The organism is Rossellomorea sp. GQ25 (assembly GCF_059758515.1).
In genome coordinates, this window is record NZ_JCAXEQ010000001.1 from 114,887 (window position 1) to 127,826 (window position 12,940).

At 39.6% G+C, this 12,940-nt stretch carries 16 protein-coding genes; 12 read left to right on the forward strand and 4 right to left on the reverse strand.

The window, feature by feature from the left end; all coding sequences use genetic code 11:
- The first annotated feature begins 5 nt into the window (after positions 1–5).
- Both AC6CIB_RS00615 and AC6CIB_RS00620 read left to right on the forward strand, forming a co-directional pair.
- Complete coding sequence (locus tag AC6CIB_RS00615) at positions 6–800, forward strand: thymidylate synthase (RefSeq protein WP_498277363.1); 795 nt, start codon at positions 6–8, stop codon at positions 798–800.
- The gene (locus AC6CIB_RS00620) at positions 797–1,282 is read left to right on the forward strand and encodes a dihydrofolate reductase (RefSeq protein ID WP_498277364.1); all 486 of its coding nucleotides are present in this window, start codon (positions 797–799) and stop codon (positions 1,280–1,282) included. The genes AC6CIB_RS00615 and AC6CIB_RS00620 overlap by 4 nt, the downstream gene beginning before the upstream one ends.
- Before the next feature lie 72 nt (positions 1,283–1,354).
- Here AC6CIB_RS00620 and trhA read toward each other — a convergent pair whose 3' ends face one another.
- Positions 1,355–2,023 carry a PAQR family membrane homeostasis protein TrhA gene (gene trhA, locus AC6CIB_RS00625; RefSeq protein WP_498277366.1) on the reverse strand — a complete coding sequence of 223 codons (669 nt, stop codon included), beginning with the start codon at positions 2,021–2,023 and terminating at the stop codon, positions 1,355–1,357.
- 162 nt (positions 2,024–2,185) lie between these two features.
- Here trhA and AC6CIB_RS00630 point away from each other — a divergent pair, with 162 nt between their 5' ends.
- The 3 genes from AC6CIB_RS00630 to AC6CIB_RS00640 all read left to right on the forward strand — a co-directional run bounded on the left by AC6CIB_RS00630 (position 2,186) and on the right by AC6CIB_RS00640 (position 4,226).
- Entirely contained in the window at positions 2,186–2,839 is a 654-nt protein-coding gene (locus AC6CIB_RS00630; protein WP_498277367.1) for an SOS response-associated peptidase, read from the forward strand.
- 84 nt (positions 2,840–2,923) lie between these two features.
- Entirely contained in the window at positions 2,924–3,196 is a 273-nt protein-coding gene (locus AC6CIB_RS00635) for a DUF2535 family protein (RefSeq protein WP_498277368.1), read from the forward strand.
- 187 nt (positions 3,197–3,383) lie between these two features.
- Positions 3,384–4,226: a DegV family protein gene (locus AC6CIB_RS00640; RefSeq protein WP_498277369.1), complete on the forward strand. Its 843-nt coding sequence runs from the start codon at positions 3,384–3,386 to the stop codon at positions 4,224–4,226.
- A 758-nt stretch (positions 4,227–4,984) separates the two neighbouring features.
- Here the strand turns inward: AC6CIB_RS00640 and AC6CIB_RS00645 are convergent.
- Positions 4,985–5,470 (reverse strand): PCYCGC motif-containing (lipo)protein, encoded by a 486-nt coding sequence (locus tag AC6CIB_RS00645; RefSeq protein ID WP_498277371.1) that lies wholly within the window; start codon positions 5,468–5,470, stop codon positions 4,985–4,987.
- A gap of 222 nt (positions 5,471–5,692) precedes the next feature.
- Between AC6CIB_RS00645 and AC6CIB_RS00650 the strand changes: the two genes are divergently transcribed.
- The 3 genes from AC6CIB_RS00650 (at position 5,693) to AC6CIB_RS00660 (ending at position 8,202) form a co-directional block, all read left to right on the forward strand.
- Positions 5,693–6,670 (forward strand): nucleoside hydrolase, encoded by a 978-nt coding sequence (locus tag AC6CIB_RS00650; RefSeq protein ID WP_498277373.1) that lies wholly within the window; start codon positions 5,693–5,695, stop codon positions 6,668–6,670.
- 120 nt (positions 6,671–6,790) lie between these two features.
- Positions 6,791–7,621 carry an SGNH/GDSL hydrolase family protein gene (locus AC6CIB_RS00655; RefSeq protein ID WP_498277374.1) on the forward strand — a complete coding sequence of 277 codons (831 nt, stop codon included), beginning with the start codon at positions 6,791–6,793 and terminating at the stop codon, positions 7,619–7,621.
- Entirely contained in the window at positions 7,618–8,202 is a 585-nt protein-coding gene (locus AC6CIB_RS00660) for a YpmS family protein (protein ID WP_498277376.1), read from the forward strand. Before AC6CIB_RS00655 ends, AC6CIB_RS00660 begins: the two co-directional genes overlap by 4 nt.
- Positions 8,203–8,280: 78 nt before the next feature.
- On the opposite strand, the gene AC6CIB_RS00665 is transcribed toward AC6CIB_RS00660, so the two are convergent.
- Positions 8,281–9,021: a DUF4397 domain-containing protein gene (locus tag AC6CIB_RS00665; RefSeq protein WP_498277378.1), complete on the reverse strand. Its 741-nt coding sequence runs from the start codon at positions 9,019–9,021 to the stop codon at positions 8,281–8,283.
- A 328-nt stretch (positions 9,022–9,349) separates the two neighbouring features.
- On the opposite strand from AC6CIB_RS00665, the gene rsgA reads away from it, so the two are divergent.
- The 4 genes from rsgA to AC6CIB_RS00685 all read left to right on the forward strand — a co-directional run bounded on the left by rsgA (position 9,350) and on the right by AC6CIB_RS00685 (position 12,104).
- A complete protein-coding gene (gene rsgA / locus AC6CIB_RS00670) occupies positions 9,350–10,375 on the forward strand; it encodes a ribosome small subunit-dependent GTPase A (RefSeq protein WP_498277379.1) in 1,026 nt (341 codons plus the stop codon).
- Positions 10,376–10,533: 158 nt separating this feature from the next.
- Positions 10,534–11,076 (forward strand): peptide-methionine (S)-S-oxide reductase MsrA, encoded by a 543-nt coding sequence (msrA, locus tag AC6CIB_RS00675; RefSeq protein ID WP_498277381.1) that lies wholly within the window; start codon positions 10,534–10,536, stop codon positions 11,074–11,076.
- Positions 11,073–11,495 carry a peptide-methionine (R)-S-oxide reductase MsrB gene (msrB, locus tag AC6CIB_RS00680; protein WP_498277382.1) on the forward strand — a complete coding sequence of 141 codons (423 nt, stop codon included), beginning with the start codon at positions 11,073–11,075 and terminating at the stop codon, positions 11,493–11,495. Before msrA ends, msrB begins: the two co-directional genes overlap by 4 nt.
- Positions 11,496–11,603: 108 nt before the next feature.
- A complete protein-coding gene (locus tag AC6CIB_RS00685) occupies positions 11,604–12,104 on the forward strand; it encodes a PTS sugar transporter subunit IIA (RefSeq protein ID WP_498277383.1) in 501 nt (166 codons plus the stop codon).
- A 224-nt stretch (positions 12,105–12,328) separates the two neighbouring features.
- Here the strand turns inward: AC6CIB_RS00685 and AC6CIB_RS00690 are convergent, their stop codons facing one another.
- A complete protein-coding gene (locus AC6CIB_RS00690) occupies positions 12,329–12,910 on the reverse strand; it encodes a DUF502 domain-containing protein (protein WP_498277384.1) in 582 nt (193 codons plus the stop codon).
- Positions 12,911–12,940: the final 30 nt, after the last annotated feature.

The window sequence follows — 12,940 nt, forward strand, 5'->3', positions numbered from 1 at the left end:
TCAATGTGAAACAATATCTAGACTTGTGCAAACATATCCTTGAAAAAGGCACCAAGAAAGAAGATCGTACAGGTACAGGCACGATAAGCACGTTCGGTTATCAAATGCGTTTTGATCTTAAAGAAGGTTTCCCTCTACTTACAACGAAAAAACTGCATGTAAAATCCATTATCCATGAACTCCTTTGGTTTTTAAATGGAGATACGAACATTGAATATCTTCAAGAAAACGGTGTCCGGATTTGGAATGAATGGGCCGATGAAAATGGAGAGTTAGGCCCTGTATACGGTCACCAATGGAGATCATGGTCTGGAGCAAACGGGGAAACGATTGACCAAATTACGAACCTCATTGATACGATTAAAAACAATCCTGATTCCAGAAGAATGATTGTAAGTGCGTGGAATGTTGCGGATGTAGATCATATGGCTTTGCCTCCTTGCCACTGCTTATTCCAGTTCTATGTAGCCGATGGCAAATTATCCTGTCAGCTGTACCAACGTTCCGCTGATGTATTCCTCGGCGTTCCTTTTAATATAGCCTCGTACGCTCTATTAACGATGATGGTAGCCCAGGTATGTGATCTGGAAGCTGGAGAGTTCGTTCATACTTTTGGTGATGTCCATATCTATCAGAATCACCTTGATCAAGTGAACTTACAGCTTTCCAGAGATCCTAGATCATTACCAACATTATCTATCAATCCAGAAGTGAAAGATATTTTCGGGTTTAAGTTTGAAGATTTCAACCTTGAAGAATATGATCCGCATCCACATATTAAAGGAGTTGTGAGTGTATGATCTCTTTTATATGGGCAATGGATCAGAATCGTTTGATTGGGAAAGACAATGGATTGCCATGGAGGCTTCCTGAAGACCTGAAATTTTTTAAGAAAACGACGGATGGACATGGAATCGTCATGGGAAGAAAAACATTTGATTCCATCGGTAAGCCGTTACCAAAACGGGAGAATGTCATTCTTACAAGAAATACAAGCTTTCAACCGGAAGGCTGTCTTGTCCTGCATTCTGTGGAGGATATCCTGGAATGGGCGGAAGGAAGAGAATCAGAAACCTTTATTATGGGTGGGAGAGAAGTGTACAAGCAGTTCATCCCTCATGTAGATAAGTTGTATGTAACAGAGATTCATCATGAATTTGAAGGGGACACGACTATGCCTTCCATCCCGTGGGAGGATTTCACTTGTATCTCCTCTGTTAAAGGATTGAAGGATGAGAAAAACCCTTACGACTATGAATTTAAGGTTTATGTCCGTAAATAGATGAGAAGATAATAAAAGGGTACTGCCGGGATATTCCGTCAGTACCCTTTTATTGAAAAAAACTAATCATATTTAAACGTAAAACAAAATACAGAAATACATAAAGCTGCTTCCTGCCAAGACGAAGAGATGCCAGATGGCGTGATTGTAAGGCAATTTGTTCCACACATAGAAAATGGCTCCGATGGAATACATGATTCCACCTGCAAGCAATAGTCCGAATCCCGCACCGGTAAGACTTGCGTACAATGGTTTAATGGCAATGATAACGAGCCAGCCCATCACCAGGTAAAAGAGGGTGGAAACGACTTGGAAACGTTGAACAAAATAACATTTAAAAACAATCCCTACAATGGCGAGTCCCCAGACAATTCCAAACAATGTCCAGCCTAATGCGCCCCTCACACTGACTAGCATAAACGGTGTATACGTTCCCGCAATCAGGATATATATCGCCGAATGATCTAAAATGGCAAATAGATTCTTTACCTTCGAAGGCTTAAAGCTGTGTAACAGGGTTGAAAATAAGTATAGAAGTATCATAGAAGCACCGAAGATAGAGAAGCTGACAACGTGCCAGGCAGAGCCTTCGTGAACGGCAAAAATGATTAACATTACTAAAGCGGGTATGCTCAATATGAATCCGATTCCGTGGGTAATGGCGTTCGCAACTTCTTCTTTCCAATTGGAAAAGTCAAAATCATATGTCAAAGAAGTCTCATCCTTTCTATTATCCCTCATTGAACGCTCAATGAGTCAATATTGTATATATTTATGATAATCCTCTTATCGTCATTGTGCAATCACTAACATAGTAAAGGGTTAAAGTGCGTCTTTTGGATTAGAAATTCTCCTCATAATGATGTATATTCCTAAGTAAAGAAAACAAATGAGGTGACAGTGGTGTGCGGTAGATTTTCCTTAACTACTCCATTAGAAGAATTAGTGAGACAATACTTAATTGATGAATTCCTTGAAGAATGGCAGCCGCGATACAATATTGCCCCATCTCAAAAAGTCTTGTCCCTTATTTCACATAAGGGCAAGCGCAGAGCGGGAGAGATAACGTGGGGACTCGTTCCTCATTGGGCCGATCGGAAGAAGTGGAAACCGCTGATCAATGCCCGCAGTGAAACCTTATTGCAGAAACCGAGCTTTAATTCCCTCGTCCATTCGAAAAGAATGGTGATTTTTGCCGATGGATTTTATGAATGGAAGAAGGAGAAAAACCAAAAGATTCCTGTTAGATTTCAATTAAAAGAAGAAGAGCCATTTGTGTTTGCCGGATTGTGGGATCGCAATGGAGAATTCACAACCTCCACGATCCTTACGACAGGGGCAAATTCCATTGTACAACCAGTACATGAACGAATGCCTGTTATGCTCACAAATCTGGAAGCGATTGAGAAATGGTTAAACACAGAAGATTACTCTTTTGAAGAAGCATCTTCCGTTTTAACGCCGCTTCAAAAAGACCAAATGAAAGGGTACCAGGTATCCGATATCGTCAATTCACCCAAATATGATTCCCCGGAATGTATTGTTCCTGTTTCATAACGATTTGAGAAAAAAATATTAGTATTTTTGCACGATTAGACATTTTATGCGCCTTTAAATGGGGTATAATAAGAGTATAAACGGGTGAAAAAGAGGATTGATACTTTGCTGACAAAAACCATTGAGTTCAAATCAAAGGATGGACGGAAGGTCAAAATCTTGGAAGTTCCTGTCATGAAGGAAGATAGCCCGCTCTATCTAAGGGTAAACCTCAGGCTTCATCAATTCATTTCGAGGGTTGTCAATCAGAATGGGCCTAAGACCATGTACAGCTTTAGAGAACATTTAAAGAGAACGACGAAATGGTCAGAGTATGAAGAAATTTATCAATCAGAAGAGTTAAAGAATAATGCATAATTCTCTTGGGAGCTGGTCTTTTAGCGTATTTTTACGTGGGACCACTCCTTTTTATATGAAAATATCTCTACATTATGACAAAATATATATCAATTTGACAACCGGTTGTGGAAATATTCGTATCTATTTAATTCCTTGGCATTTAACGATATAATACTAATGATATGGGAGATAGGATGTGGCAAAATTGACCAAAATTAAGATTGTAACAGACTCAACAGTAGATTTATCCGATGAGGTCGTAAAGGAACTCGATATTCATGTAGTTCCTCTGTCCATTTCAATCGATGGAGAGACATACTTAGATAGAGTAGATCTTTCACCACTTAGCTTTCTGGAGAAAATGAAAGTTTCTAAGGAATTACCAAAAAGTTCGCAGCCACCGGCAGGAACATTTGTAAAACTTTATGATGAATTAGGAAAAGATGGTTCGAAAGTTTTATCCATACATATGACAGGTGGGATGAGTGGGACAGTACGCTCAGCCGAGTCTGCTGCAGAAATGTCTTCAACAGATGTGGCGGTTGTAGATTCACGCTTTATTTCTAAAGGACTGTCCTTTCAGGTAATTGAAGCTGCCAAGCTTGCTAAAGAAGGCAAACCATTGGAAGAAATTCTGAAAGCAGTTGAAACGATCCGTCAAAATACAAACTTGTTCGTTGTGGTAGATACACTTGAGAATCTTGCAAAAGGCGGTAGAATCGGAAAGGGACGTGCAATGATCGGTTCCTTGCTAAATATTAAACCAATCGCTTCATTAGAAGGAGGCGAATACACTCCAGTTGTAAAGGTTCGAAGCCATTCACAGGTTGTAAAATATTTAACAACGCAATTTTTAGACGATGTAAAAGGGAAGACAATTCGTGGTGTAGGGCTTGTTCATGCAGATGGTCTGGAGCTGGCTCAAAATCTAAAGGCTAAGATTATCGAGAAAACAGGTTACGACCAAATCGATATTGTCCCGACAACACCAATCATCAGTACGCATACCGGAATTGGTGCGATAGGATTTATGTATTACACGGATTGATCTAACCAAAGGCGAAAGGGAATGTTCCTTTCGCTTTTTTCTATTTAAGCTCTTTTAGCAAAGATTTGGATCTGCCCGGGCTCTGTCAATCAGTGTGTGCTGGATGATGAGGGAACGGCTCAGCTTGCAGCTAGCGTTCGGCCGAGCCTCCTCAGCTTAGCCGAACGAGGTCTTGGCACGACCAAAATCCGCCGGAGTCTACGCAGTTCCCTCACCATCTATAAGAAAATTTCGTAACAGAGCTTAAAAGTGACAAAAACAATCTATTGAAAACGGACCACTGCTCTCTTTACAAGAGGTTATTTACGTTGGAGCATTGTTTAATTCATTTGAAAGATAGTTCAATGATCCACCGATTTATGAGTTTACATAAAAATTTTTTTACTCCTTTGTGTTTGTCTATCTATACATATAGGCAGTAAGAATGTAGTAGCACAGAGTGGATTGTAGCGGAAGGCACTTAACTCCTGCGGGACATAGAGGAAAAGTCGAGACCCCACAGACCGAACGTCGAGGAGGCTCGACTTCCTCCCCGGGGAATCTTGTGCCTGGAGCGGAAAGGAACGGTCATGTTTTCACATTACCACTCATTCAAAAAATAAATTTTCTTTTTTTTGGAATATGCGCATAATCAGTGGGAGAACCCCAAAGGAGCGACGAGGATGCTCACCGGCCGTACTTTCTCTGTGTAAATAGCAACAATGTTTACAAGAAGTGCTTCTTAAAAAGACAGCAGAATCATCTGCTGTCTTTATTAATTATGAAGGCATAGGCGTTGGGGTAGGCTTAGCGTACCCTTCATTATATTGTTCATCAATAAAGTTTCTAATTTGCTTGATGGATTCACCATTCTTGTACTTCACAATGGATTCGGCCGCAATTTCCAAACACACCTGACATCTGGTACCATGATCATCCCATACCACTTTTTCCCCTTTTATTTCGTAAACAAAGCAATTCAGATTGCTTTCGTGTCCGGCAGAATCACCGCACCCGCAATAACAAGGGATATATTGTAACAGCTCAGGGTTTTTAGCAGCTGAAGAATAGATAAGCTTCATATTGTCGTCCTTATCATCGAGAAAAGAGGGAAGTGTATCAACGGAAGCGGTTTCCTCCTGAAGATCCCCATTGGCGGCTTTATGATCATGATGAGCTTCCTCCTCCTGATTGCTTGAACAACCCGCAAGAATGCCTAATAAACCAATAACAACAGTGAAATATAATAAGAGATTTTTCTTCATACGTTCCCCTTTCCTATGCGATTATATATGTATTGTACCACTTTTAAAAAAGCAGGATTGTACTTTTTCTTGATGATTTTATGAATCTTATTGCGTCCTCATAACCAATTAAATCATATCATAGAAGTATAATAGGTAAGAAGTTTGGTCTGATCTCTCCAATAGATAAAAAAATGATTCTTTCTTATTATTTAGAAATCAAATGAAAGGAAGTGACCGGACTTGGCTGATAAGAAAAAAGTATTGGTGATTTCAGACTTTGGGATCGATGATATTGTCGCAGTATTATATGCTTACTATAGTGATACGATTGAAATTGTAGGAATTGTTTCTGATTATGGAAATGTCTCTAAAGCGGGTGCGTTGAAAAACGTCAAATATCTTCAAAGTATTACCGGAATCACCGATATACCTGTTATTGGGGGAGCGGTCTCTGCTTTAACGGGCTTACAACCCCAATTCTATCCAGATGTACACGGGATGGAAGGCTTGGGACCGATAACCCTTGATGATATAGAACTCGAGAACTCAGAAATAACCGAAAACTTTTATGAAATCAATGCAATAATTGATAAGTATGGCGGTGAGTTATATATATACTCTGCTGGTCGATTGACTTCCTTGGCAACTGCCTTTGTGCTATACCCGGAAACAATGAAAAAGGTGAAAGAATTTTATGTGATGGGAGGTGCGTTTCATGTACCGGGGAATGTGACCCCGACGGCAGAAGCAAATTTCTATGGCGATCCTTATGCTGCCAATATCTTGATTCAACTCGCCCCCAAAAAAATTCATCTCATCCCCTTAGATGTAACCATGTATGCTCTTGTAACACCTGCTATGATTGATCATCTCCATGAATTTTATGTGAATTCAAATGACAAAGTCGGGCAGATCATTAAGCCGATAGTGGATTATTACTATAAGTTCTATAAGAAAACGTACCCTGATATTTCGGGAAGTCCCCTGCACGACTTATTGGCAATGTGGACTCTTGCGGATGGCGATAAAATGATGTTTGAAGAAGTTCCTATCCGGGTTGCCACCAATACAGGCTGGACTTTTGGTCAGAGCATAGGAGATTTTAGGCAGTCAAAGGAAAAAGAAAATTGGCAGGTCCATAAGATCGCAAAGCAGTTCAACTATAGGCAGTTTATCACAGAGGTGTTCGCGACATTGAAATCTGGTCCCAGCCGATAGTTAATGAACGAAAGTGACAAAGTCACATAAATTTACATGTTCTTAATGATTTGTTTACAAAGGTTTCATGAAGAAACAAGCGTGATATAATAATAGCAAAGTGCAAGCGAGGTGACGCATATGAAAAAACTACCGATTATCATGCTCGCTTTTGTTTTTTTTCTGTCAGGGTGTTCGTTAGAAGATGCTGCTGAGCACATTACAAGAGAAGTATCAATGTGGGATAAAGATAATCCGAACGAAACCTTCATTCCGAAGAACTTAAAAGTTGTTTCAGTGGGAGATTCATTAACTCAAGGTGTGGGTGACAGTACGAAAAAAGGTGGATATGTCCCTTACTTAGAGAAACATCTGGAATCATTGGATGGAGTAAAAGACGTCCAATTTCATAACTATGGGGTAAGAGGGAACCGTACCGACCAATTATTAAAAAGATTGAAAAAAGAAGATGTGAAAACATCGATCGAACAATCAGATTTAGTCATGATCACGATTGGCGGAAACGACGTTATGAAAATTTTTCGTGAAAATCTGTCACACTTGAAGTTAGAAGTGTTTCAAGAAGAGAAACGACAATACCAGTTGCGGTTACAAGAAATCATCGAAACGATCAGGAGCTATAACCCAAATGCAGGAATCGTTCTTGTAGGGTTATATAATCCATTCAATACATGGTTTTCTGATATTGAAGAAGTAAACCAGGTGATCCATGATTGGAATGATGCCAGCCGGGAGATTCTTTCAGATTATGATAAAACCCTATTCGTTAAGATAGAGGACTTATTTATTGATGCAGGAGATACTTTATTATTTGAAGACTACTTTCACCCAAATGATGAAGGCTATAAAATGATAGCAGATCGCATGTTTATAAACCTGACAAACGGGGAAACATTAGCTACATTGACAGATAGAACGAAACCTGTTGAGGAAGAGGAGCAGCCGTCATGAAGAACAAATGGAAGGTAGGTTTTTTTGTTCTTTTAGGAGTGGTATTAATTGGATTAGCCATCATTGTTTCAATGATTTTTATGCCGATTAAGGATGATGCACTGCCTAAAAACAGCAAAAACACCAATCAAGTAGGATTTAACGTAGAAACAAACAAAAAGGACTTAAATCAGATTATTGAACATTATATTGAAGAAGAAGGAATGAAGGGACCTGTTGATTATGAGGTTCAGTTAAAAGACGACGTGGAATTAATGGGGTCTGTTCCGGTATTTACATCCAACTTAGACTTTAAGTTGGATTTTGAACCAAAAGCACTGGAGAATGGAGATATCCTCCTGAAACAGAAATCCATATCCGTAGGACAATTGAATCTGCCAGTTTCATACGTATTGAAGGTAATAAGAGATTCATATAACTTTCCGGACTGGGTGAAGATACAACCCAACGATGAATTAATCTACGTTTCATTACAGGACATGAAGTTGAAGAGTGATATTAAAGTAAGAGCGACCGAATTTAATTTAAAGGAAGATAATATTTCTTTCCGGTTATTAGTACCAGTAGATCGTGCTCAATAGGAAAAAGGTGGCCTTCTGATGGAAGCCACCTTTTTCGTATACGTGCGTAAGTAGTCACAAACCGGGAGACAGTCGAGATTACCCTTTTAGTAGAATGGCTTCTAATTCAGGGGTTCCGTTGGCTAACCCAACAGCTACGATGGTGTAAGCTTGATTAGGGCTTAATTTAACATTCGGAACACTCAGGACCGTATTTTTACTTCCTGCCACTCTTGCCTCTAGGTTGACTGTCATTGGAGTTAATCCAAGATATTCGGTAGCTTGCTTGAAGGATACATTCGGAAATATGACGTCTCCACCTTTTACTGCGATATCCACTGCAGGGGCGTCAGGGGAAAGATGAATAAATTTAACCTTTGATTCTCCGCTAGGAACCGTCGGGTCATCAATGAACGGAAGGAGTTGTAGTTTATTTAGAGTACCTACAGCGGCGAGAGTATAAATTTTGCCTGGGTCAATTTTTACTTTTTTGCTTATAATAGTCGTCACACTTGTACCAGCAGGATAAACATCAATATGATATTTCCCAGCCGGTAAAGTTAAATAATCACTTACATCCTTAAAGGCCACATCCCTTAAAACACGGTTTCCATTCACATAAACATCCACATTTGGTGCATCGGGTACAGCATGTAAAACGCGAACGTAAGAAGGTTGGGTGGATGTAGTCATATCAGCGCGCTGTGCTTGCAAAGCCAGCCTCATGTATTTTAAATGTTTTTGATAGTAATGAATATGCATGGATGGATCTGTGTATTTAAAATAACTGGATAATAAGTCATACATCGCTGCTTTATTCAAATAATCGTGTTGGCTCATCCGTATCTCTCCCTTTTGTTTATTAACACAATAGATTATGCGGAGGAGAAAAAATGGTGAAAGAACCTATCTTTTGGAAAAATCAGGAAAATCACTTGCAATTTAGAAGAAAATACTGGATAATAAAATTACTAATTGAGAGAGTGGGTGATGACATATGAACTTATTATTGATTTGTTATACAAGTAAACTAAATACGCTTCATAATGGTTCTGCACGTCAACTCACTTTTAACGGGATAATCTGATTTTTTAATTCTTTCAAACTTGAAAATCCGTTGACGTGTTGAATCACGTAACGGATTTTTTAATTTTTGGGAGGAACTAAATTGAATAACAGAGAAAATGTATTTGAAATGATGGAACACCTTGAAGAAGAAGGATACATGTTAGGAAGAGTTATGACTGAGCAAAAGGGTGCCTTCATGGTCATGACTAAAACAGAAGATCGATTAAGTAAAATCTCCGGGAAACTCAGATTCCAAACGGTAAAGCGTGAAGACCTTCCTGCAGTAGGTGATTGGATTCTCCTCAGCGAGGAAGGAGCAATCATAGAAAAGGTGTTGCCCCGAACGAGTAAGTTTTCAAGAAAGAAGGCAGGGGAAGAAGCAGAAGAGCAAATCATTGCTACAAATATAGACACCGTATTCATTCTATCTTCTTTAAATGACGACTTAAACTGTAAAAGGATGGAGCGGTATGCACTTCTCTGCTGGGAAAGTGGAGCAAATCCCGTTATCGTTCTTACAAAATCCGATACATGTGAGGATATTAAGGAGAAAATGAGAGAAGTTGAAAGCGCATTGCTCGGGGTTAAAGTGATTACTATAAGCGCTATAAATCATGAGGGAATTGAGGAACTGCATCCCTATCTGGAAAAGGGCAAAACCGTAGCGCTTGTCGGTTCTTCTGGTGTGGGAAAATCGACCCTGACCAATCTTCTTATAGGAAATGACGTTCAGAAGACCAAACAAATTAGGGAATCAGATGATAAAGGGCGCCATACCACAACACACAGAGAGTTATTCTTATTGGATAGTGGTGCATCCATCATTGATACGCCCGGTATGAGGGAGATTCAACTATGGCAGGGACAAGAAGGACTATCAACCCAGTATAACGATATTGAAGAGTTGGCACATCAATGCAGATTCACCGATTGCCGTCATGAGGATGAACCTGGTTGTAAGGTTAGAACAGCGATACAAGAGGGTACTCTGTCAGAGGAACGATTCGGGCATTATCAGAAATTGCAAAGAGAAATTGCCTACATGGAGAGAAAAGGGAATAAGCGACTGGAGTCGTTAGAACGAAAAAAATGGAAGAATATCGGTAAGCAGAGAAAGCTGAAATAATAGAAGTAAGATGGACCCTGGATAACTCCAGGGTCTATTTTACATTGTTACCTGTAAACCAATTCAACAAGCTTAATATTTTCCCTTTTAACGTGAATGCGTTAAAATCTCTTACAAAGGGAATAGTGAAAGAGAATGAAATGGAAAGGATGATGAGCATGTCGGAAGCTTCGCATTATGAAAAAGCTACATTTGCCGGAGGTTGCTTTTGGTGCATGGTGAAACCGTTTGATGAACAGCCAGGGATTGGCAGTGTGATTTCAGGTTACACGGGAGGAACCGTTCCGAATCCAACTTATAAAGAAGTATGCTCAGAAACGACTGGTCATTATGAGGCCGTTCAAATTGAATACGATCCATCAGTGTTTCCTTACGAGAAATTACTGGAAGTATATTGGCAGCAAATCGATCCAACCGATCCAGGCGGGCAATTCTTTGACCGTGGACATTCGTATAAAACGGTTATTTTCTACCATAATGAAGAGCAAAAAAAGCTGGCGGAAGAATCTAAAAAGAAACTTGGGCAGACAGGCAAGTTTCAAAAGCCGATTGCTACTCAAATTCTGGCTGCGAAGGAATTTTATCCTGCAGAGGGGTATCATCAGGGTTATTACAAAAAGAACCCTGGTCATTATAATCGATACAGCCGAGGGTCTGGAAGAATAGCATTTATTGAAAATCATTGGGGGGAAGAGAAATGAGTAAAGAAGATTTAAAGAAAACGTTAACTCCTGAACAATATGATGTCACACAAAAGAGTGGCACTGAACCTCCTTTTAGAAATGAGTATTGGAATACGTTTGAAGAGGGAATCTATGTAGATATCGTCTCAGGTAAACCTCTCTTTAGCTCTAAAGATAAATATGATGCCGGCTGTGGTTGGCCAAGTTTTACAAAGCCGATCGACGAAGAGGAAGTCACAGAAAAGGAAGACCGCAGTCATTTTATGGTCAGAACCGAAGTGAGGAGTAAAGAAGCAGATTCTCACCTGGGTCACGTATTTAATGATGGGCCGGGACCAACGAAGCTTCGATACTGTATTAATTCAGCCGCTTTGCGATTTATCCCGGCTGAGAAGCTTGACGAAGAAGGATACGGTAAATATACAAAATTATTCTAATATAATGAAGTGTTGTGAAACTCTTCACATATGTGCTAGAATAGACTTCTGATGTTTACATTGCGCTACATATGTGTATATAAAATATATATAGGAAGGTGAATGATTATGTTAAAAAAGCTTTTCGGTAAAAAAGAAGAGGCACCTAAAACCGTTCATGCAGTTGCGCCTTTAACGGGTACATTAAAATCACTTGAAGAGGTTCCGGATCCAGTATTTTCTCAGAAGATGATGGGAGATGGGATTGCGATTGATCCTACAGTAGGCAAAGTCGTTTCACCTGTAGACGGCGAAATCATGCAGCTTTTCCCAACAAAGCACGCAGTTGGGATCAAAGCGAAAAACGGAGCTGAAATACTTATCCACATCGGTCTTGAAACAGTATCAATGAACGGTGAAGGCTTTGAAGCACATGTTTCAGAAGGGTCCAAAGTGAATATGGGAGATCCATTAATTACGTATGACTTAGACCTTGTGAAAGAAAAAGCAAAAAGTACCATCACGCCAATCATCTTAACTAACGGTGATGACATGGCTGAGCTTGTGAAAAAAGAGTTGACGTCTGTGACAGCAGGCCAAGATGAGGTATTGGAAATTTCATCTAAATAATATAGTAGGAAGGGACTGGCTTGATTGCCGGTCTTTTTTTTGAAGGGTGGCCATCGGGACGGGAAGCGGGTGATGAATAAGGTTTGTCCATGGATTCCTATTTTTTTAACATAAAAAATAAACCAAAAGACATAATCCGTCCTCTGGTCTCTCCTTCTGAAGCGTATATTCTTATCTAACCCCAAGCAAATCACCGCATTGTTTTTGTCTAATCAGCTTATCATCTATTTCTCCTTCTTCGTCGTCATTCCACCAGACAATATAAACTTCATCGCTTCTTCAGATTTAATATCCAGTATTTCAATATCACTTTTGGGAATCAAAAAGGTGACTCCTGCTACTTGAAACGTTTGGGGTACGTATACTGCTACGTGATCTTGCAGGTCATTATGCAAATCTGCAAGGTTCTCTGTCGTAATAAATCCCAGGCATTTCATTGTTGTCCCAGGCATTTTGACGAGTGCCACTTTGGAAAAGGACTTCTTTTCTCCTAAGAAAGAGTGAATGGTATCCTTGATGACCGAGTAAATCGTTTTAACAAAGGGGATTTTTTGTAAAAGGATGTCAACTATACGAATGATCGTACCCGTAAAAAACTTTGTAGAAAGCGAACCGAGGACGGTCAATAGCACGATGGTTGCGAGAAGTCCAATACCGGGAATATAGTTTTCATCAAGATATGGTTTTAAAATATTTCCTAATAAACCATCGAGGAATAGAAACATTTTATATACTACATAAGCGACCAATCCAATCGGAACAATTGTTAGAACACCGTTAATAAACGATTTTATAAACCATTTCATACTGTCATTTCTCCTGTCTTCTCTTAAAAC